Source organism: Dyella caseinilytica (assembly GCF_016865235.1).
Taxonomy (GTDB): Bacteria; Pseudomonadota; Gammaproteobacteria; order Xanthomonadales; family Rhodanobacteraceae; genus Dyella_B; species Dyella_B caseinilytica.
On record NZ_CP064030.1, the window covers coordinates 1,440,985 to 1,459,710 of the forward strand.

Annotated in this window: 19 protein-coding genes and 1 tRNA gene; 5 read left to right on the top strand and 15 right to left on the bottom strand. The window is 60.7% G+C overall.

The window, feature by feature from the left end:
- Window positions 1-83 precede the first annotated feature (83 nt).
- From ISN74_RS06105 to ISN74_RS06125, 5 genes are all read right to left on the bottom strand, one after another.
- Window positions 84-1,583: a Ppx/GppA phosphatase family protein gene (locus tag ISN74_RS06105; RefSeq protein ID WP_188799540.1), complete on the bottom strand. Its 1,500-nt coding sequence runs from the start codon at window positions 1,581-1,583 to the stop codon at window positions 84-86.
- A gap of 142 nt (window positions 1,584-1,725) precedes the next feature.
- Complete coding sequence (gene ppk1, locus ISN74_RS06110) at window positions 1,726-3,846, bottom strand: polyphosphate kinase 1 (RefSeq protein ID WP_188799541.1); 2,121 nt, start codon at window positions 3,844-3,846, stop codon at window positions 1,726-1,728.
- Window positions 3,847-3,951: 105 nt separating this feature from the next.
- Window positions 3,952-5,247, bottom strand: a complete 1,296-nt coding sequence (gene phoR / locus ISN74_RS06115) for a phosphate regulon sensor histidine kinase PhoR (RefSeq protein ID WP_188798370.1) — start codon at window positions 5,245-5,247, stop codon at window positions 3,952-3,954.
- A 104-nt stretch (window positions 5,248-5,351) separates the two neighbouring features.
- Entirely contained in the window at window positions 5,352-6,041 is a 690-nt protein-coding gene (gene phoB / locus ISN74_RS06120) for a phosphate regulon transcriptional regulator PhoB (RefSeq protein ID WP_115476890.1), read from the bottom strand.
- A gap of 108 nt (window positions 6,042-6,149) precedes the next feature.
- Window positions 6,150-7,853 (bottom strand): M48 family metalloprotease, encoded by a 1,704-nt coding sequence (locus ISN74_RS06125; RefSeq protein ID WP_188798372.1) that lies wholly within the window; start codon window positions 7,851-7,853, stop codon window positions 6,150-6,152.
- Window positions 7,854-7,969: 116 nt separating this feature from the next.
- On the opposite strand from ISN74_RS06125, the gene grxC reads away from it, so the two are divergent.
- From grxC to ISN74_RS06140, 3 genes are all read left to right on the top strand, one after another.
- Window positions 7,970-8,233: a glutaredoxin 3 gene (gene grxC, locus ISN74_RS06130; RefSeq protein ID WP_188798374.1), complete on the top strand. Its 264-nt coding sequence runs from the start codon at window positions 7,970-7,972 to the stop codon at window positions 8,231-8,233.
- Window positions 8,230-8,622, top strand: a complete 393-nt coding sequence (locus tag ISN74_RS06135; protein ID WP_188798375.1) for a carboxymuconolactone decarboxylase family protein — start codon at window positions 8,230-8,232, stop codon at window positions 8,620-8,622. Before grxC ends, ISN74_RS06135 begins: the two co-directional genes overlap by 4 nt.
- Before the next feature lie 237 nt (window positions 8,623-8,859).
- The gene (locus tag ISN74_RS06140) at window positions 8,860-9,873 is read left to right on the top strand and encodes an isocitrate dehydrogenase (RefSeq protein WP_188798377.1); all 1,014 of its coding nucleotides are present in this window, start codon (window positions 8,860-8,862) and stop codon (window positions 9,871-9,873) included.
- A gap of 79 nt (window positions 9,874-9,952) precedes the next feature.
- Here ISN74_RS06140 and ISN74_RS06145 read toward each other — a convergent pair whose 3' ends face one another.
- From ISN74_RS06145 to ISN74_RS06180, 8 genes are all read right to left on the bottom strand, one after another.
- On the bottom strand, window positions 9,953-10,417 hold the full coding sequence (locus ISN74_RS06145; RefSeq protein ID WP_188798379.1) for a carboxymuconolactone decarboxylase family protein: 465 nt from the start codon (window positions 10,415-10,417) through the stop codon (window positions 9,953-9,955).
- Window positions 10,418-10,455: 38 nt separating this feature from the next.
- Window positions 10,456-11,355 carry an RNA polymerase sigma factor SigJ gene (gene sigJ / locus ISN74_RS06150; RefSeq protein WP_188798381.1) on the bottom strand — a complete coding sequence of 300 codons (900 nt, stop codon included), beginning with the start codon at window positions 11,353-11,355 and terminating at the stop codon, window positions 10,456-10,458.
- 65 nt (window positions 11,356-11,420) lie between these two features.
- Window positions 11,421-12,344: an aspartyl/asparaginyl beta-hydroxylase domain-containing protein gene (locus tag ISN74_RS06155; RefSeq protein ID WP_275411508.1), complete on the bottom strand. Its 924-nt coding sequence runs from the start codon at window positions 12,342-12,344 to the stop codon at window positions 11,421-11,423.
- Between the two features lie 138 nt (window positions 12,345-12,482).
- Entirely contained in the window at window positions 12,483-13,271 is a 789-nt protein-coding gene (gene thiD / locus ISN74_RS06160; RefSeq protein ID WP_188798385.1) for a bifunctional hydroxymethylpyrimidine kinase/phosphomethylpyrimidine kinase, read from the bottom strand.
- 68 nt (window positions 13,272-13,339) lie between these two features.
- The gene (locus ISN74_RS06165; protein WP_308420750.1) at window positions 13,340-13,618 is read right to left on the bottom strand and encodes a GIY-YIG nuclease family protein; all 279 of its coding nucleotides are present in this window, start codon (window positions 13,616-13,618) and stop codon (window positions 13,340-13,342) included.
- An 88-nt stretch (window positions 13,619-13,706) separates the two neighbouring features.
- Window positions 13,707-15,086, bottom strand: a complete 1,380-nt coding sequence (locus tag ISN74_RS06170; RefSeq protein ID WP_188798387.1) for a PhoH family protein — start codon at window positions 15,084-15,086, stop codon at window positions 13,707-13,709.
- 70 nt (window positions 15,087-15,156) lie between these two features.
- The gene (locus ISN74_RS06175; protein WP_188798389.1) at window positions 15,157-15,618 is read right to left on the bottom strand and encodes a peroxiredoxin; all 462 of its coding nucleotides are present in this window, start codon (window positions 15,616-15,618) and stop codon (window positions 15,157-15,159) included.
- A gap of 124 nt (window positions 15,619-15,742) precedes the next feature.
- Window positions 15,743-16,306 carry a glycine cleavage system transcriptional repressor gene (locus ISN74_RS06180; protein ID WP_188798391.1) on the bottom strand — a complete coding sequence of 188 codons (564 nt, stop codon included), beginning with the start codon at window positions 16,304-16,306 and terminating at the stop codon, window positions 15,743-15,745.
- A gap of 115 nt (window positions 16,307-16,421) precedes the next feature.
- Here ISN74_RS06180 and dapA point away from each other — a divergent pair, with 115 nt between their 5' ends.
- Both dapA and ISN74_RS06190 read left to right on the top strand, forming a co-directional pair.
- Window positions 16,422-17,315: a 4-hydroxy-tetrahydrodipicolinate synthase gene (gene dapA, locus ISN74_RS06185; protein ID WP_188798393.1), complete on the top strand. Its 894-nt coding sequence runs from the start codon at window positions 16,422-16,424 to the stop codon at window positions 17,313-17,315.
- 55 nt (window positions 17,316-17,370) lie between these two features.
- Entirely contained in the window at window positions 17,371-17,961 is a 591-nt protein-coding gene (locus ISN74_RS06190; RefSeq protein ID WP_188798394.1) for a hypothetical protein, read from the top strand.
- A 185-nt stretch (window positions 17,962-18,146) separates the two neighbouring features.
- Here ISN74_RS06190 and fdxA read toward each other — a convergent pair whose 3' ends face one another.
- Both fdxA and ISN74_RS06200 read right to left on the bottom strand, forming a co-directional pair.
- Window positions 18,147-18,470 carry a ferredoxin FdxA gene (fdxA, locus tag ISN74_RS06195; RefSeq protein ID WP_188798396.1) on the bottom strand — a complete coding sequence of 108 codons (324 nt, stop codon included), beginning with the start codon at window positions 18,468-18,470 and terminating at the stop codon, window positions 18,147-18,149.
- 48 nt (window positions 18,471-18,518) lie between these two features.
- Window positions 18,519-18,594: transfer RNA gene (locus ISN74_RS06200), tRNA-Glu, on the bottom strand.
- Between the last annotated feature and the right edge of the window lie 132 nt (window positions 18,595-18,726).

Below are 18,726 nucleotides of genomic sequence, written 5' to 3' on the forward strand. Positions count from 1 at the left end.
GCTGTGGCTTAAATCGCCAGGAATGGGGGTATCGCGAGATCGGCTCCCTCCCCACGAGCAGGGGAGGGAGTTAGTGCACTGCCTTATTGCGCCGATAACGCCAGCGTCAAGCCCAGATCCGACAAGGGCGTCACTTCCTGCTCCAGATCAGCCTGGCTGAGCGGATGCTGGTCCAGCCACCCGGTTGGAAGCTGCAGGATGAGGCGCTGGGTGGTGGCGCTGAGCCGCATGGGTGGCTGCGATTCGGCGCGGCGCGCGCGCCGGAACAATACGGCCAGGCGCAGCAGTGCCGTGATGTACTTGGCAAGCTGCCGGTAGCGTTGGGGCAGGGCGGAGAAGGTGGTCTTGTCAGGCTTGCGGCGATGCGACTGCACGATCGCGGCCAACAGATGCTGTTCCTGCTTGGAGAAGCCGGCCAGGTCCGCGTTGCGCAGGATGTAGGCGCCGTGATGGTGGTACTGGCTGTGCGCAATGGCCAGGCCGATCTCGTGCACACGCGAAGCCCATGACAACCATTCGCGGGCTTCGGTGTCGAGTTTCCAGCTGGGCGCGATCTGGTCGAACAGCATCAGCGCGGTGGATTCCACGCGGCGCGCCTGGGCGCGGTCGACGCCATAGCGGCTGGCCAGTGCATCAATGCTCGCAGTGCGCGGGTCGCTGCCGCCGGCACGGCCGATCAGATCCCATAGCAGGCCTTCACGCATCGAGCTCTCGCACACCCGCAGGCGCTGGATGCCCAGCGCGGCGAAGGCCGCTTCGAAGATCACCACGGCGCCGGCGAACACGGGGGCGCGTTCTTCGGCCAGTCCGGGCAATTTGAGCGTGCTGATCTGCCCTTGTGCGAGCAGGGCATCGCGCAGCGCGGCAATCGCCGCGGGTGTGACGCCGTGATCGGAGAGCTTCATCGCTTGTACCGCGGCACCGATTGCCTTGGCGCTGCCGGAGGAACCGTAGGCGTCCGTCCAGCCGGCTTCCAGGTATTCCTCGGAAAACTGCTGCAGCAGCACGCCGATTTCATCGCGGGCGCGCTGCCAGCGCTTGCGCGTGAGCTTGCCGCCCGGGAAGAAGCGCTGGGTGGACGCAATGCAGCCCACCTGCACGCTTTCGGTATGCATCGGCGCAAGGCCACGGCCGATGATGAATTCGGTGCTGCCGCCACCGATGTCGATCACCAGGCGCGGATCGCGCGAGGCGGACAGGTCGTGGGCGACCCCCAGGAAGATCAGGCGACCTTCCTCGCGGCCGGAAACCACTTCCACCGGATGCCCCAACGCCGCCTCAGCGGCGGTGAGAAAGGCTTGCGGCGATGCCAGTCGACGCACCGTATTGGTGGCCACGGCGCGCACGCGCACGGTGGGGATGCCAGCGATGCGCTGGCCGAACTTGGCCAGGCAGTTCAATGCGCGGGCGCGATGTTCGGCATCCAGCGTGCCGTCCGCGCGCAGACCAGCGGCCATGCGCACCGTTTCGCGCAAGCGATCGATCACGCGCGGCTCGCCGTGCTCCATGCGGGCGACGACCATATGAAAACTATTTGAGCCGATATCGACGGCGGCCATCAGCTCGCCATCCTTGATTTGCATCGGGTCGCCGAGGCTCACGCAAGGCTCCTGGTCAGTGTGTAGCAATCATCATCCCAGCCTACACAGGGATGATGGCGTGGGAGCTGAGGATAGCTCAGATGATGGCGGCGATTTTCTCATGCGAATGCCCGCCATCAGCAAGCTAAGAGGCGGATGGTTTCGTGAGGCTGGCGCCACACAGGGATGCCAGCAAGGTTTCCTGCGCCGAGTGCGGCGGCAGCTCGTCTGGCGTGGCGCGCGTGTAGTGTCCCTCGCTGTCCAATAGCCATGCTTGCGTATTGTCGGCAAGGTAATTGGCCAGTGTTTCGTCGTAGACGCGCCGGGCCAGTACTGGATCGAGAATCGGGAACGCCACTTCGATGCGACGTATCAGATTGCGCTCCATCCAGTCTGCGCTGGCGCAATAGACTTCAGGCTCACCATCGTTTTTGAACCAATACACGCGGCTGTGTTCCAGGAAGCGCCCGACGATCGAGCGCACGCGGATGCGTTCGGAAACACCCGGCAGCCCAGGCCGCAGCGTGCAAGCACCACGCACGATCAGATCGATTTCCACCCCGGCTTGTGCCGCGGCATACAAAGCCTCGATGACGTGCGCCTCGTTCAGCGCGTTGAGCTTGGCCACGATCCGAGCAGGTTTTCCCGCTCGCGCGTGGGCAGCTTCGCGCTCAATCTTGGCGACCACGCTTTTGTAGAGCGTGAAGGGCGAGTGCAACAGCTGTTTGAGATTGATGGTCGGTCCGAGTCCGGACAATTGCTGGAAGACTTTGTGCAGATCTTCGCCGATTTCCGGATGAGCGGTCATCAGGCCGATGTCGGTATACAGGCGACTGTTGGATTGGTGATAGTTGCCTGTAGAGAGATGCAAGTAGCGACGCAAATGACCGTTTTCGCGGCGCACGATCAGCATCATTTTGGCGTGCGTCTTGAAGCCAACCACGCCATAGACCACTTGTACACCTGCTTCCTGCAGGCGTTCGGCGAGGCGAATGTTGGCTTCTTCATCGAAACGTGCGCGCAGTTCGATAACGACCGTCACGTCCTTGCCGTTACGGGCCGCTTCCACAAGCAAGTCGACCAGCGGGGTGTCTTTGCCTGCACGATAAAGCGTCTGCTTGATCGCGAGCACATCCGGATCCTGCACCGCTTCGCGCAACAGATCGACAACGGCGTTGAACGATTCGTAGGGGTGATGCAGCAGGACGTCGCGCTGGCTGACTATGTCGAACATCCGCTTCTTGCCCGTGCCGAATGCAGCCGGCATAGCCGGTGTAAAGCGCGGGAACTTCAGATTGGGGCGGTCGAGGTCGTCGTAGATCAATCCCAGGCGAATGATGTTGACCGGGCCATCGCAGCGGTAGACGTCGGTTTCTTCCAACTCGAAGTTGTTGATCAGCATCGACACGATCGACTGTGGGCAATCGTTGCCAATTTCCAGGCGGACCGGACGCGCATAGCCGCGGCCGACCAGTTCCTCGGTCAGTGCGCGAGCCAGGTTGTCGACTTCTTCTTCCACGATCAGTTCGCTGTTGCGCGTGACGCGGAACTGATACGCACCCACCACCTTGAAGCCGGGGAACATCATGTCCACGAATGCCTGCAACAACTCGGCCAGGAATACGACGTGATCGCCCGGGCCGCTCACTTCATCCGGAATGCGGATGATGCGTGGCAATGATCGTGGTGCGCGCACCAGCGCCATATGGCCTTCGTGGCCGAACGCATCGCGACCTTGCAGCACCACCGCGATGTTCAGCGTCTTGTTGAGAATGCGCGGGAACGGATGCGCCGGATCCAGACCGAGTGGCGACAGCACCGGCAACACTTCATTTTCGAAGTAGCCCTGCAACCAGCGACGTTGACGTGCAGTCCACTGCTTGCGCGTCAGGAAATGGATGTTCTCTGCGGCCAGTGCCGGACCGAGTTCGTCCTGCCAAGTGGCGTACTGAGCGCAAGTCAGGTCGAGCACGCGTTCGCGGATACGCGAAAGCAGGTCGCCGGAGGCCATGCCATCCGGCCCGGGAGCGGCCGAGCCGAACTGGTGGCGCTGCTTGAGCATGGCCACGCGCACCTCAAAAAATTCGTCGAGGTTGCTGGCCACGATACTCAGGTAACGCAGGCGTTCCAGCAGGGGCATAGCGGGATCGCGCGCTTGGGCAAGCACGCGGAAATTGAACTCCAGGGCGCTCAGTTCGCGATTGAGGAACAGCTCGGGCTGGGGTGTTTCGTCGACGACGGGTTGTATGGCTTGGCGGCGCGGCATCCAGCCATTCTCACTCATGTGCCACCACCGCGCCTACGTATTTGTAAGATGCCGTTCAACGTTCTGTAATGAGGCGAGCTCGCAGCCTGCGCGTTCGCGCTGCTTTCAGTTGCCTTCCACCAGCCGGTTTTCGTGTACTTCGGGCGCCAGCAGGCGCTCGCGGCCGAAGCAGCAGGTGAACGTCGAGCCCTGGCCGGGAGTGCTGCGGATATCCAGGCGAGCCTGATGCAGACCCAACACGTGCTTGACGATGGACAGTCCCAGGCCAGTGCCGCCGCTGTCGCGTGAACGGCTGGAGGATACGCGGTAGAAGCGTTCGGTCAGGCGAGACAGGTGATCGGCCGGAATACCGTAACCGGTATCGGTCACCGAATAATTGGCGCCTTCAGCCGTGCGCTCCCAGCGGATGGTGATGCGTCCGCCGGTAGGTGTGTAGCGCACGGCGTTGCTGACCAAATTGGACAGTGCGCTGTGCAGATCCTTCGGCGAGCCGAGCAGGTCCAGTTCAGCGCTGGATTCCACCGTGATGCTGTGGCGGCCCTGACTCAACGCTTCGGCTTCTTTGCGCAAGGTGGCGAGCAGCGGGGCCATCGGCACGCGTTCTTCGCTGACGTGATCCTGCGTTTCCAGACGCGAAAGGGTGAGCAGATCTTCCACGATCTGGCCCATGCGTTTGGATTGCGCGCGCATTTCGTTGAGCACTGGCGCCAGATGCGGCACGTCTTCCGGATCGAGCAGTTCCAAATAGCCGTGGATCACGGTAAGCGGTGTGCGCAGTTCGTGTGAGACGTTGGCGACGAAGTCACGGCGAATCTGTTCCAGACGCGACATGTGGCTGATATCGCGCGCCAGCAGTAAACGCTGGCGCTGGCCGAACGGCAGCATCGTCACGTTGATGTGGCGGCTGGGCTGGCCCGGCGCGCTGACATCGTTGAGGGGTTCCGGTGACGGCTCCTGCAGCCAGCCGGCCAGTTCGGAGTTGTGCAGCTTTTCTTTCAGCACCACGCCGCGGTCTTGCGGACGGCGCAGGCCGAGCAGGCTTTCGGCGGCATGGTTGAACCAGCGCACATGCTGGTCTTGGTCGAGCAACACGATCGCGTCCGGCAGGCTGCCAGCAGCGCGGCGCAGATCGTGCAAATTGGCGGCTAGGCGTCGGGAGCGCATCATGAATCGGTCATGCCGGGGTTGATCGGGATCGACAAGGGGAGCGGGGGAGCGCGAACTCATCATGGGCTTAGCAATGTGACGCAAGTGCGTCAGTAGCAAGACAATCTCTGCTACAGAGACCACCGCAACACCGATGGCTACGTGATCGTTGGCCAGCCAACCGATCAAGGCACCTGCAAGCAGGCCTGCAATGAGGATGAGGGGAAGTTTCCAGGCGCTCTGGACTTGGGGCATGGTTGGGGTCACCGGGAACAGGGAATCGTGAGTTGCGAATCGTAGAAGCTTTTGCGGTGCTTGCTTGTCACGATTCTCGATTCCCTGTTCTCGATTCGCGCCTTTTAAGGACTGGCCGAGAATCGATAGCCCGCGCCACGTACCGTCTGCACCATGTCCTCAAGCTTCCACGGCTCAAGTGTTTTGCGCAGGCGGCGGATGTGCACGTCGACGGTGCGCTCTTCCACATACACGCTGCCGCCCCATACATGATCGAGCAACTGGGCGCGCGAGTAGACGCGTTCCGGATGAGTCATGAAGAAGTACAGCAAACGGTATTCGGTAGGACCGATCGGCACCGGTTCGTCACCGGCAAATACGCGGTGCGCTGGACCGTCGATGCGCAGGCGCCCCAACTCGACCATGCCCGAGCCATCATCGCCCTGGCTGCGACGCAGCACGGCTTTGATGCGAGCGATCAGTTCGCGAGTGGAGAAGGGCTTGACCACGTAGTCGTCTACGCCCGCTTCCAGGCCGTTGACACGATCCATTTCCTCGCCGCGTGCGGTGAGCATGATGATCGGCACTTCGCGGCTCAGCTCTTCTTTGCGCAAGCGGCGTGCGAGATCCAATCCGCTGGTGCCTGGGAGCATCCAATCGAGCAGGATCAGGTCGGGAACCTGCTCGGCAATCGACATTTGTGCAGTGCGAGCGTCAGCCGCTTGCGCAGTGTCCATGCCAGCCTTGCGCAGGGCGAAAGCGACCATGTCGCGAATGGAAGCTTCGTCTTCAACAATAAGGATGCGTTTATGCACGCTAAGTCCGATGGGGGTGGCCTGTGACGCAAATATTGCAGCGGTGCAATGTTACGCGGCGATGACAGCCTGCAAAAACGCCTTATTGATCAGCGAAATTCATCTACCTTAATGCGAGTCGTTTCCCAAACTGAAACAGAGCCTGCCGCTGCAGGCCCCGTTGGATCCTAGCTGTTGTTGAGTTTGATTGCTGCCATCCGGGTTGTCATCTGTGGACACCCGCCGTTTGCGCAATTCCATCACCAGCGGGGTAAGTTCGGCGATATGGGCCTGGATGCGGGCGCGGGCGTAATAGTCCAGATCGGTGCGCTTGAGCAGGGTCTTGAGCTGTTCCATGGCGTCGAACGGCCGGCCCGACAGGTAACTGGCCTGGGCGTAGGCCTCGCCAGCCCGGACGCTGTCCCCGGCTTTCTCGCTGGCCTGGGCATAGGCCGTGAAAAGGTCCGGCTCATCGGTATCTTCCAGCATCGGCCGCAGCATGTCGGCGGCCTGGGCGGCCTGCGCCTTGGTGCCTCCCACGGTCAAAGCATTGGCGTAGGCGACGCCAACGGCCTTGTTGCGTGGAGATTGGGCGTTGAGCGCCGCGTAGATATCCAACGCGGCGCCGCGTTGGCCAGCCTGGAATCTGGCGCCAGCCATGGCCAGCCGCAGAATCAGGCTATCCGGATATTTGGTGAGCAGCGGCTCCAACTGCGTGATGGCCTTGGCGCCCTGGTCACTGCGGGTCAGGGCCAGGGCATAGCCGTAGTAGTTTTCCGTGGTTCTGCCGCTGCCATCGTGGCGCGCCAGCAGCTCGCTGTAATAGCTATCCATGCGGTAGGCGTCATCGGACAGCACTCGCACCCGCTCGCGCATCAGCAGATAGGTGTTGGGATCCTTGCTATTGTTCGCGGCGAGTAGGGCGGTTGGATCCTTCACGTAGGCGATCGGGGCGGTTTGCTTATCCCAGCTTGTCTTGTTCAGCAGATTGCCGTTGGGCAGCGATTTCTGTTCGGCGATCAGTGCAGTGGCCCGTGCCTTGGCGTCAGCGATGCGCTGCGGTGTGACCGGGTGATCCTGCAACAGGGCGGGGAGTTGGAAGCCGCCGGAATCGGCGCTCATGACGTCCTCCATGCGCTGGAAAAACTCTGCCATCGCATTCGGGTCAAAGCCGGCCTTGGACAGCGTCATGATGCCAGTGCGGTCGGCTTCTGCTTCATCCTTGCGGGTGAAGTTGATTTCCTTCTGCATGATCACGCCCTGGCCACCCAGCAGGGCCGCAGCGGCGGCCTGGCCGCCTGCTGCGCCGCCAGCGGCGATCGCGCCAAGGGCTACCAGCGCCATCAGCGGCGTGTCTTTCCTGGCCGCCTCGTAGGCGCGTTGCAGATGGTTCTGGGTGGTATGGCCGATTTCGTGCGCCATTACCGCGGCGAGTTCATCTTCCGTACGGGTGATGATGATCAGTCCAGAGTTGATGCCCGTATAACCGCCCGGAGCGGAGAACGCGTTGATGACCGGATCTTTGGGGATGAAGAACGCGAAGTGATCCTTCGGCTTGGCCGAATTCGATGCCAGGCGGAAGCCGAGGTTGTTGATGTAGTCGTCGGCCAGCGGATCGTCCAACACCATGTCCAGGGCACGCATCTGCTCCAGCATCATGGTGCCGTAATCCTGCGCCTCCTGCGGCGAAATCAATGCGTTGGCCGAACTGCCCAGATCAGGCAACTGGATGTCGTCCGGCTTGTCCTGCTGAGCGCCGGCAACAAAGCTGATAGCGGCCAGCACAAGGCCAGTCAGCAGGCGTTTACGCAGATGTCGTGGTGCATTGATCATAGATCGATAACAATAGCATCTGAGACCTTTCCGGATGGTTGCAGTTCAGCACCAAACGGCTTGTTTTTAAAGGCAGCCACCGCCATTTATGGCGCAAGTAATTTCGGAGCGTTGCAATGCCCAAGATCGAAGTCTATTCCACCGCAGTGTGCCCCTACTGCGTGGCCGCGAAGAACCTGCTGAAGGCCAAGGGCCTGAGTTGGCAGGAGGTGCGTGTGGATACCGATCCGGCAGAGCGTGACGCGATGCTTCAGCGCAGCGGTGGCCGTCGTACGGTGCCGCAGATCTTTATCAACGACCAGCTTGTCGGCGGTTACGACGACCTGGTCGCTGCCGATCGCAGCGGCAAGCTGGCCCAATTGCTGAGTGAAGCAGCATGAGCGCCGAAAAGGATCGTCTCGCCGAATTCACCGCATTCCGCCAGCGTATGAACGAGCGCATCCTGGGCGAAGACAACCAGGTCGTGCGCCGCTTCTTTGCGCTTGATACGCAGACGTACAAGGCCGGTGCACTGGATGTGAAAACCAAGGAAATGCTTGGTTTGGTGGCATCCATGGTGCTGCGTTGCGATGACTGCATCAGCTATCACGTCGCGCAGTGCAAGGAAGCGGGCGTCAGCCGCGAGGAATTCTTCGAGGTGTTCAGCGTCGGACTGGTGGTCGGTGGTTCGATTGTGATTCCACATTTGCGGCGGGCGGTGGATTTCCTGGACAAGCTTGAGTCGGGTGATGCGGCTGGGCAGGGTGTTGGCTGCGGCGACCACGCGTGATTTTCTCCGTCTCTCCTCTCCCCGAAAGGGAGAGGAGGCGAACGTGAAAAGCCCATCATTTGAATTGAAGCGCACGCTTCATTCGATTTAAGGCGATGCTCCATGCGAGCATTTGCAACACTCCCAAGCCCTTTCGGGCTATTCGCCGACAGGCGTATCAGGGATAATTGAGCGGTTTTCAACCAGGCGCCTTCCCCTGTGCGCCGGTTACCCGCTTCATTCCCAAGGAGTTCCCCCATGAGCAAGACCATCGCGGTGATCCCGGGCGACGGCATCGGCCCGGAGATCATGACCGCCACGTTGCGCGTGCTCGATGCGCTGGATTGCGGTCTGAGCTATGACACCGTCGAGGCCGGCATGATTGCGCTGGAAAAGCACGGCGATCTGCTGCCCAAGGCCACGCTCGATGCCATCGCCAAGCACGAAGTGGCGCTGAAAGGCCCGCTGACCACGCCGGTGGGCGGCGGCTTCACCTCGATCAATGTCACGCTGCGCCGTCATTTCGATCTGTACGCGAACGTGCGCCCGGCGATCAGCTTCCCGGGCACCAAGGCGCGCTACGAGAACATCGACATCATCACGGTGCGCGAGAACACCGAAGGCGCCTATCTGGCTGAAGGCCAGACGCTGTCGGAAGATGGTGAAGTGGCGACTTCGATGATCCGCAACACCCGCAAAGGTAGTGCTCGCATCGTTCGCTATGCGTTCGAGATGGCGGTAAAGAAAGGCCGCAAGAAAGTCACGGCGGTGCACAAGGCCAACATCATCAAGACCGCTTCGGGCCTGTTCCTCAATGTGGCGCGCGAGATCGCCAAGGAATACCCGCAGATCGAGTTCAACGAAATGATCGTGGACAACGCCTGCATGCAGCTGGTGATGCGTCCCGAGCAGTTCGACGTGATCGTCACCACCAACTTGTTCGGTGACATCCTTTCCGATCTGTGTGCGGGTCTGGTGGGCGGTCTGGGTCTGGCACCGGGCGACAACATCGGCGAGCATGCGGCTATCTTCGAAGCCGTGCATGGTTCGGCGCCGGATATTGCTGGCAAGGGTGTCGCCAATCCGTGCGCGTTGTTGCTGGCGGCGGCGGATATGCTCGATCACCTGGGCATGGTCGATAAAGGCACCAAGCTGCGTCAGGCAATCCGCGACACGATGGCGAACGATCGCGATCACGTCACGCCGGATCTGGGCGGCAAGGGTTCCACCCAAAGCTTTGGCGAGGCGATTGTTAAGCGCGTCAAAGCTTGAACTTGGTTCTTCGTAAATCAAAAAAAGGCCGCCATGGGCGGCCTTTTTTGTGTCGTGTCGCAGAGGGTGGTCTGACGCATCAGGCTGCTTCTCGACGTGCCGGCTGAAAACTTCCTGGCTCCGTCTTCGACGGTACCGCAATACGGTTCCAGCCGTTGATCATGATCACCAGCAGATTCAGATCCATCAGCTCGCGTTCGCTGAACTGCGCGCTTGCCTGTTGGTAAACCTCATCCGGCACACCATGCACAGGATCAAGCCGCGTCACCGCTTCGCACCAGACGAAGGCCGCGCGTTCGCGATCGCTATAAAAAGGCGCTTCACGCCAGGCTTGCAGCAGATAAAGGCGTTGCTCGGTTTCGCCATCGGCACGCGCTTCCTTGCTGTGCATATCGATGCAGTACGCGCAGCCATTCAATTGGGATGCGCGCAGCATCACCAGATGAACCAGACTCTTCTCAAGGCCGGATTGATCGATGTGCGCCTTCATCGCAAACAGCGGTTTCAGGGCTTCGGGATAGGTGTAGTAGGAAAAACGTGCCATGGGGAATGTCCTCGGTTGATGGGCCACAGTCGGCCGTTTCAATGCAAGGACGGGCCACTCGGCGATTTCGTGACAGTGGCCAACCGGGCCAGCTTTTCCGGATTGCGCAAAGAGTGAAGTGCGACGATGTGCTCACCATCGCACTCGATCCAGGTAGCGGTGGCCAGCTTGTCATCCACCCAGGTCAGCATGACCGGTGCGCCGTTGAGCATCTGCAGTTGCCGCCGCACAACGTGTTCCTCTTCATGCTTCGCGACCTGCAAGTAAAGACGGGTGATCCGGTCGCCGCCTAGCAGCGGTCGCAACGCAGCGGTGACCACGCCGCCGCCGTCGGATACGTGCATGGCATCTTCGGCAAACAGCATGCGCAGGTTTTCTTCATTCGGGTGTTCCAGCGCCTGGGCGAAGCGTTCCAGCAGACGGCGCTGCGTCTGAGTGTTGGTGGTGAAACGCGTACGTTCATCGCGCAACCGCTGTTTGGCGCGATGTGCACGCTGGCGGGAAGCTTCTTCGGTGATGTCGAGGATGGCCGCGGCTTCTGCGTGGCTATAGTCAAAGACATCGTGTAGCAGAAATGCCGCCCGTTCTTCAGCCGTGAGCCGTTCGAGCAGCACCAGAAACGACATGGTGAGCGTTTCAGCATGCTCGGCATGGGCTTCAGGGCGCTTTTCCAGTTCGATCAGCGGCTCGGGCAGCCAGGGGCCGGTGTAATGCTCGCGTTCTACCTTGGCGTGGCGCAGTCGATCCAGGGCCAGGCGTGTGGTGACGGTGACCAGCCAGGCTTCCGGATCATCCAGGCTGGACTTGTCTTGCGCATGCCAGCGCAGCCAGGCGTCATGAAGAATATCTTCGGCATCGGCCGGCGTGCCCAGCATGCGATAGGCGAGGCCGAGCAGGCGAGGGCGGTGTTTCTGAAACAGTTCGGTGTGCGCGTCCACGGCAGTCCTCCAGGCGGTCGTGCAACCAGGACGCGCGAATCCGCGAAAGCGTGACAGTCAGTGGTTCAGCGCACGAACGGCCATGGTGCCAGGAACACCAGCCAGATAAAGATCACCATGCCGATGTATTTCACCGTACGGAACAGCTTCGGGTATTTCTTCTTGAATTCCCGGTTGCGTGCGCGGTTGCGCTGGTTAAGCGCAAAGATGCGATTGACGAAGCCGGTCTTTTCTTCCGGCGATTCGGTATTCGGTGAAGCGGTGATCTTGCCCATGAAAGCCCCCACGCGGTGGTTGATGGCATTCATCAGTCGGGTGCGTAACGGGCGTTCCACGTCGGCGAACAGGATCACGCGAGTCTGGTCGGTCTTGTTTTCCACCCAGTGCACGTAGGTTTCGTCGAACACGACATCCTTGCCGTCGCCCCAGGCGTGTTCTTCTCCGTCAACAAAGATGCGGCAGTCGCGCGAATTGGGCGTGATCAGGCCAAGGTGATAGCGCAGCGAACCGGCGAAAGGATCGCGATGCGGGTTGAGTTTGCTGTTTGGCGCGAGCGTGGCGAACATCGCTGCCTTCACGCTCGGAATCGATTTCAGCAAGGCGACCGTTTGCGGGCACAGTGCCTCGGCGGAGGACAACGGTTCACCGTACCATTTCAGGTAGAAGCGCTTCCAACCTTGCTTGAAGAAGCTGTTGAAGCTGGCGTCATTGTTGTTTTGCGCGGCGCGGATATGACCTTCGTCAAACAGTTGCAGCGCTTCGTCGCGAATGATTTGCCAGTTGTTTTGGAGCAGGTCGAGTTGCGGGAAGCCGCCGCGGTCGAGAATCGGTCTGGCCGGTACCGCCGAGAAGGCGTACATCAGCAGGTTGTAGGGCGCGAACACCGCGGAGTGATCAACGAGCTGACGATCGAAGCGCAGGCGGGCGCGGCCACGCAGATGCACCAACAGCACGCACAGCACGAAAGCCAGCAGCACGTAGAGGACGATGAAACGGGGACTGAGGAAATCCATCGTGAAAAGCGGCTCGGGTAGCGCCAGGGATATGGCCGGAGTATGTGGCCGGAAAGCCGCAAGTCAAGGATTTTACGGCAGATCTATGCCTGCATGGGGCCGTTCCGGACGGTCTTAGTGACGCAGCACGTAAACGGCTCCGCCGCCCGGGCGATACCCATCCTTCAAGGCGCGATGCACATAGGCGGAAGCGCGACGTATCGCTTGGCGCGGCGTATGACCCAGGGCGAGTTCGGCTGCGATGGCAGATGCCAGCGTGCAACCGGTGCCGTGGCCCTCGCGCGGCAGGCGGGTGTGCCGGATTTCTATGACGCCGCGATCATCGAAGTAACGGTCAACCACCTTGTCGCCACGCGCATGGCCGCCTTTCAACAAGACACTGGCGGCTCCGAGGGCGAGCAAAGCTTCGCCGGCTGCTTCCAGTTGTCTAGCGGTGCGTAGCGGGCGGCCGAGCAGGGATTCGGCCTCGGGCAGGTTCGGAGTCACTATGTCAGCGAGCGGAATCAGCTCGTTGATGACGGCCTCGACGGCATCCTCGTCGAGCAGTCGCGAGCCGCTGGTGGAAATCATGACCGGGTCGACGACCAGCCAGGCAGGCTTGCGTCGGCGCAACTCCCTGGCGACGAGTCGTACGGTTTTGGCGTTGCCAAGCATCCCCGTTTTTACCGCGGCGATCGGGAAGTCATCGAACACTGCTTGGATCTGGTTGCGGATGTGCGCAAGTGGCACCGGATGCACTGCGGTGACGCCACGCGTGTTCTGCGAGGTGATGGCGGCAATGACTGACAAGCCATGCACGTGGTGTGCATGGAACGTTTTCAGATCGGCCTGAATGCCGGCGCCTCCGCCGGAGTCGGAACCGGCGATGGTGAGGGCGATGGGCGGTTGGTTGGAGGTTGCCACGCTCTTAGCTCGTCATTCTGGCGAAGGCCGGAATCCATCTATAACAATGCGGGATACAGGTCGATCCATTAAGGATTTTCTTCTTCGATCAAACGAAATTTACAGTCACGCTTCCAGTTCTTAATGGCTTTTTTTCGGAGGATGGCCGACTCCATTGTGTCATGGAGTTCAAACCAAGCGAGCAAATGCACATCGTAACGGTTCGTAAATCCGGCTACGAAGTCATTTTTGTGCTGCCAAATGCGCTTGATCAAATCGCTGGTGACGCCAACGTAAAGCGTGCCTCTACGACGGCTGGCAAGTATGTATACACAAGGTAATCGCCGGTCCATGGCTACGTCCCACATGGATTCCGGCCTTCGCCGGAATCCATTTCTGTTGCTTTAGCGGTAAATAAAACCTTGCTTTTTACAGTCTCAAACAGCAGGCCGGCTCTTACAACGCTTCCGACGCAAAATCCGCCAACCGCGAACGCTCGCCACGTCGAAGCGTGATATGCGCCGAATGCGACCAATGCTTGAAGCGATCAACCGCGTAGGTCAGGCCGGATGTTGTTTCAGTCAGGTAAGGCGTATCGATCTGCTCTACGTTGCCCAGGCACACGATCTTGGTGCCGGGGCCGGCGCGTGTGATGAGCGTCTTCATCTGTTTTGGCGTGAGATTCTGCGCCTCATCAATGATCAGGTAACGCGACAGGAAGGTGCGTCCGCGCATGAAGTTGAGCGAGCGGATCTTGATGCGCGACGCAAGCAGGTCGTTGGTGGCCTGGCGGCCCCAACTGCCGCCTTCTTCGGGATTGGCGAGCACTTCGAGATTATCGGTGAGCGCGCCCATCCACGGCGTCATCTTTTCTTCTTCAGTGCCGGGCAGGAAGCCGATGTCTTCGCCGACCGAGACGGTGGCGCGGGTCATGATGATTTCGCGATAGCGCTGCTGGTCCATGACTTGCGCCAGACCGGCAGCCAGCGCGAGCAGGGTTTTGCCGGTGCCGGCGGTGCCGAGCAGGGTGACGAAGTCGACATCGGGATCCATCAGCACATTCAGCGCGAAGTTCTGTTCGCGGTTGCGCGCAGCGATGCCCCACACGCTGTGGTTGCTGTGGCTGTGATCGTCGAGCAAGACCAGCGTCGCGCGCTGTTCGTCCACGTGCAGTACGCGCAGTTCCACGTTGTCGTCACCGGGCAGGAACAGGCACTGGTTGGGATACCAGTCTTCATCCTCATGGCGCTCGACTTTGTAGTAAGTGCGACCACGTTCGTTCCAGGATTGCACTTCGGGATGCTTGTCCCAGAAGCTTTCCGGTAGTTCCGTGGAGCCGGTGTAGAGCAGGGAAAAATCATCGAGGGCGCGATCGTTTTCGTAGTCCTCCGCATCAATCCCGTAGATCTTGGACTTGATGCGCAGGTTGATGTCCTTGGTAACCAGAATCACCGCACGATCCGGATTCTGGTCACGCAGTTCGATCACCGAGGAAAGGATCTGGTTGTCGGCCTTGCCATGCCCGTTCGTCGTGCGCTGCTGGAAATACAGCCGGCCCACCGCGCCGCCGCGCCTGAGCGTGACGCCTTCCGGGCTGCTCAGTTCCAGACCGTTGCTGATGCCGTGCCCGTTGCCGCGCTCGATCAGCTCGTTGAGAAAACGACTGACCTGGCGACCGTTGCGTGAAACTTCCGAAGCCCCTTTTTTCTTTTCGTCCAGCTCCTCCAGCACCGTCATGGGAATGAAGACGTCGTGTTCCTCGAAACGGAACAGCGAAGTGGGATCGTGCAACAGCACATTGGTATCGAGGGCGTAGATGCGCTTGCTTCCGGTCATGCGGAAGGAACCTCACGAGGTTTGAGGTGGAGAGGGAAGTGCACGTTTGCGAGAGCGTGTGACGTGGAAATCACCGGGTAGGAATAGCGTCGAGCACCGCCTGGGCATGGCCGGGCACCTTCACGCCCCGCCACTCCGCGGCGAGCTTGCCGTCGGGGTCGATCAGAAAGGTACTGCGTACCACGCCCATGTGACGTTTCCCGTACAGCACCTTTTCATGGATCACGTCGAAGGCGCCGCACCAGGTTTCCTCAGGGTCAGAGACCAGCGGGAATGGCAATTCCTGCTTGCTGGCAAAGTTGGCGTGGGATTTAACCGAGTCGCGCGAGACGCCGATGATTTCGGCGTGGCGTTTCTTGAACTTCGGATAGAGATCGCGGAAGTCTTTGGCCTCGTTGGTGCACCCGGGGGTGCTGTCCTTCGGGTAGAAGTAGACGACTACCCATTGGCCTTTCAGTGAATCGAGTTTCAGCGTGCTGCCGTCGCCGGTGACGCCTTGAAGCTTGGGTACTTTCTTGCCGAGTTCGGGCATGGGCTCTCCATCAGAACAGGAGTACTGCGTGTTCCTGGGATGGAGACTAGCGCGATGTAGATGACGGAAACAGCCTTGTCAGATGACGCTGGGCGGAGCATCCTAGAACTTCACCGGCTCCATGCTAAAACTTCACCGGATCCATGATGGCATCCAGATTCAGGCTGTCGCAGAACTCGAGGAAGTCATCGCGCAACGCGGCGATGTGCAGCTTGTCCGGTACCCCGATGGTGAATTGCGCCTGGAACATCGCGGCGCCTGTCTGCATGGCTTGGTAACGCATCGAGCTCAATTGTTCCACGCTGATGTCGTGGCGATTGAAGAAGTCGACGATCTTCACCAGGATGCCCGGACGGTCCGACGACACCACTTCCACCAGATAGGGCAACAAATGCCCGCTGGGTTCGCGCGGATTAGTGCGGTAGTGGGTAAGGCGGAACTCTTCCTCACGGGCGAGCTTGGTCAACGCTGTTTCGAGTTTGGCCACGGCATCCCAGGCGCCGGTGGCGAGCAGGGTAAGCGAAGTGTCCGCGCCAATCGTGGAAACCCGCGCGTCGGAAAGATTGCAGCCGGCATCGGCGATACGGCGTGCCAGCACAAGCAACGGAGTGCGGGCTGCAGGTGTCAGCGTCTGGATCAGCAGTTGGTGGTCGTTGCTGGATCGCGCTGAAAAAGGGTTGGTGGACATGGACGATGGCGACCCCGCGTCGTGCGGGATGACGACGAACGATACGCCAGCTTACTTGCCCGTCCCGCGGGCCCGCAAGTAACATGCATGGCTTGGCTTTTGTGCGGATTGCGCCATGAACATTCACGGAAGCGTCTGCGCGCTGGTTACCCCGTTCGGATCGGATGGGGCGCTCGATATGGCGGCGTTCGGCCGCTTGCTCGACTTCCAGATCGCGGGCGGTACCCAGGCGGTGGTCGTCGCCGGTTCCACCGGCGAAGCTCACATGCTTGAACACGACGAATACGATCGCCTGTTGGCCTTTGCGGTCGAACATATCGCGGGTCGTATCCCGGTGATCGCCGGTACCGGTGACGCCGGTACGGCCAAAACGGTGGCGCTCACCAAACGCGCGCGTTCGCTGGGCGCGGATGCGGCTCTGGTCGTGGCGCCGTATTACGTGCGTCCCACCCAGGAAGGACTGCGCCGCCATTTCCTCGAAGTGGCCGATCACGGTGGCTTGCCGGTACTGCTTTACAACGTGCCTTCCCGCACCGGCTGCGACCTGTTGCCCGAGACAACGGCCGCGTTGCGCGATCTTCCGGCTATCATTGGGATTAAGGAAGCACGCGGGGATGCTGAGCGGATTCAGCAGACCGCGGAACTTGTACGCCCGGATTTCGTCTATCTGTCCGGTGACGATGGCACTGCGGCGGAGGCCATGCTGGCCGGCGCCGCCGGCACCATTTCGGTGGCGGTGAATCTCGTACCCAGGGCGTTTCGTGCGTTGTGTGATGCGGCAAGGGCGGGTGACCGCGCTGCCGCGGCACGCTGCCACGCCGCGCTCGATCCGCTGGTGCAGGCGCTGAACTGTGCGCCCAACCCGATCGCGGTCAAGGCTGGCCTGCCCGAGCTGGGGCTGGGAACGGCCGTGCCGCGGCTGCCGCTGGTGGAGCTGGAACAGGGGCCGGAGCGCGAACAGTTGCGCAAGGCCTTGGCGACTCTGGCATCCTTGGCGGATGCCGCCTGATCGGGTCGGTGGCCCGCTCGTCTCAAACTTCGGAACATCTACGGAATCTCACTACATGAAGAAAACGTCCCTCGCCGTTGCCCTGCCGGCCCTGGCTCTCACTGGCCTGCTGCTTTCGGGCTGCGGTATGTTCCGTTCCGAACGGGCATGGCAGAACGCCAAGCAGGAATCGCCGCTGGAAATCCCGCCGGGCCTGGATACGCCTTCGGCGACCGCCGCCCTGGTGATTCCGCCGGCTGGCGGCAACCAGCCGAGCGCGAATGGCGCCACAGCGCGCGTGGGTAGCAACCCAGGCACCATTACCGATGGCTTCATCCTGGCTGACAGCGTGGACGAGACCTATCGTCGTGTCGGTGAGGCACTGGCCAATGGCGATATCGGTACGCTGCAGGGGCATGACGATGCAGCGCACACCTACAACCTTTCAGTGATGGCGTCCGACCAGCCGACGGAGAAGCCGAGCTTCTTGGCCCGCATGTTCGGCAAGGGCAGCAGCTCGAGTGGCCCGAATGTGGCGCCGCGTCCGGTGGTGGTCAGCGTCAACACCAGCGGCAAGGGTTCCAGTGAAGTGCGTGCCCAGGGTGACGCGGCTGCGGTGGCCAAGGTGGTTGATAGCCTGAAGTCGCGTCTAGGCGGCAAGGGCTGATTTTTGCGGTAGCCGGGAGTCGTAAAGGCGCAAGATTCGACTCCCGTTTCGCTGCTGGTAGCGATACAAAGAAAAACGCCGCCCAAAGGCGGCGTTTTTCTTATGTCTGGTCCAGGCTAGGGCGTGGAGTCTCGCCAGCAAATCGCTCTTACGATTTCCGACGCTCCACGGTCAATTTCCGGCCTTCAGCGCTCAAGCAAGTTGAACTTGTCCGGTTTGCCGTCCCATTCTTTGGCGTCAGGCAGGGCTTCCTTGCGCGTGACGATGACCGGCCAAGCCTTGGCCAGGTCCTTGTTCAGCGCGGTGAAGTGTTCCTGGCCGGCGGGCACGTCGTCTTCCGGGAAAATCGCGTTCGCAGGGCACTCCGGCTCGCACAAGGTGCAGTCGATGCACTCGTCCGGATCGATCGCCAGGAAATTGGGGCCTTCGTGAAATGCGTCGACAGGGCAGACTTCGACGCAATCGGTGTATTTGCATTTAATGCAGTTGTCGGTGACGACGAAGGTCATGCTGCCGTGTGCCTGCTTGAGATCGGAAAGCCGATCATAATGGAGAGGTGGCGCTCCCAACGAGGTTCGAACTCGTGTTCCCGCCTTGAGAGGGCGGTGTCCTAGGCCACTAGACGATGGGAGCGTATTGCTGCGAGGCGCGGTAGTATATCTGAATTGTCTCATCCGGCAACGTCTGCGGACGCCGCCCTTTGCAGGTCTAAACGCCTGCAGGACAATGCTTACGGCCGGTTTCAACCTCAGCCAAAGCATGTCT

What these genes read in the sequence shown, in the direction of transcription:
- ISN74_RS06105 (WP_188799540.1), bottom strand. Translation starts at nt 1,583, where the DNA reads ATGCAAATCAAGGATGGCGAGCTGATGGCCGCCGTCGATATCGGCTCA.
- ppk1 (WP_188799541.1), bottom strand. Translation starts at nt 3,846, where the DNA reads ATGCCGCGCCGCCAAGCCATACAACCCGTCGTCGACGAAACACCCCAG.
- phoR (WP_188798370.1), bottom strand. Translation starts at nt 5,247, where the DNA reads ATGCCCCAAGTCCAGAGCGCCTGGAAACTTCCCCTCATCCTCATTGCA.
- ISN74_RS06125 (WP_188798372.1), bottom strand. Translation starts at nt 7,853, where the DNA reads ATGATCAATGCACCACGACATCTGCGTAAACGCCTGCTGACTGGCCTT.
- grxC (WP_188798374.1), top strand. Translation starts at nt 7,970, where the DNA reads ATGCCCAAGATCGAAGTCTATTCCACCGCAGTGTGCCCCTACTGCGTG.
- ISN74_RS06135 (WP_188798375.1), top strand. Translation starts at nt 8,230, where the DNA reads ATGAGCGCCGAAAAGGATCGTCTCGCCGAATTCACCGCATTCCGCCAG.
- ISN74_RS06140 (WP_188798377.1), top strand. Translation starts at nt 8,860, where the DNA reads ATGAGCAAGACCATCGCGGTGATCCCGGGCGACGGCATCGGCCCGGAG.
- ISN74_RS06145 (WP_188798379.1), bottom strand. Translation starts at nt 10,417, where the DNA reads ATGGCACGTTTTTCCTACTACACCTATCCCGAAGCCCTGAAACCGCTG.
- ISN74_RS06165 (WP_308420750.1), bottom strand. Translation starts at nt 13,618, where the DNA reads ATGTGGGACGTAGCCATGGACCGGCGATTACCTTGTGTATACATACTT.
- ISN74_RS06170 (WP_188798387.1), bottom strand. Translation starts at nt 15,086, where the DNA reads ATGACCGGAAGCAAGCGCATCTACGCCCTCGATACCAATGTGCTGTTG.
- ISN74_RS06175 (WP_188798389.1), bottom strand. Translation starts at nt 15,618, where the DNA reads ATGCCCGAACTCGGCAAGAAAGTACCCAAGCTTCAAGGCGTCACCGGC.
- ISN74_RS06180 (WP_188798391.1), bottom strand. Translation starts at nt 16,306, where the DNA reads ATGTCCACCAACCCTTTTTCAGCGCGATCCAGCAACGACCACCAACTG.
- dapA (WP_188798393.1), top strand. Translation starts at nt 16,422, where the DNA reads ATGAACATTCACGGAAGCGTCTGCGCGCTGGTTACCCCGTTCGGATCG.
- ISN74_RS06190 (WP_188798394.1), top strand. Translation starts at nt 17,371, where the DNA reads ATGAAGAAAACGTCCCTCGCCGTTGCCCTGCCGGCCCTGGCTCTCACT.
- fdxA (WP_188798396.1), bottom strand. Translation starts at nt 18,470, where the DNA reads ATGACCTTCGTCGTCACCGACAACTGCATTAAATGCAAATACACCGAT.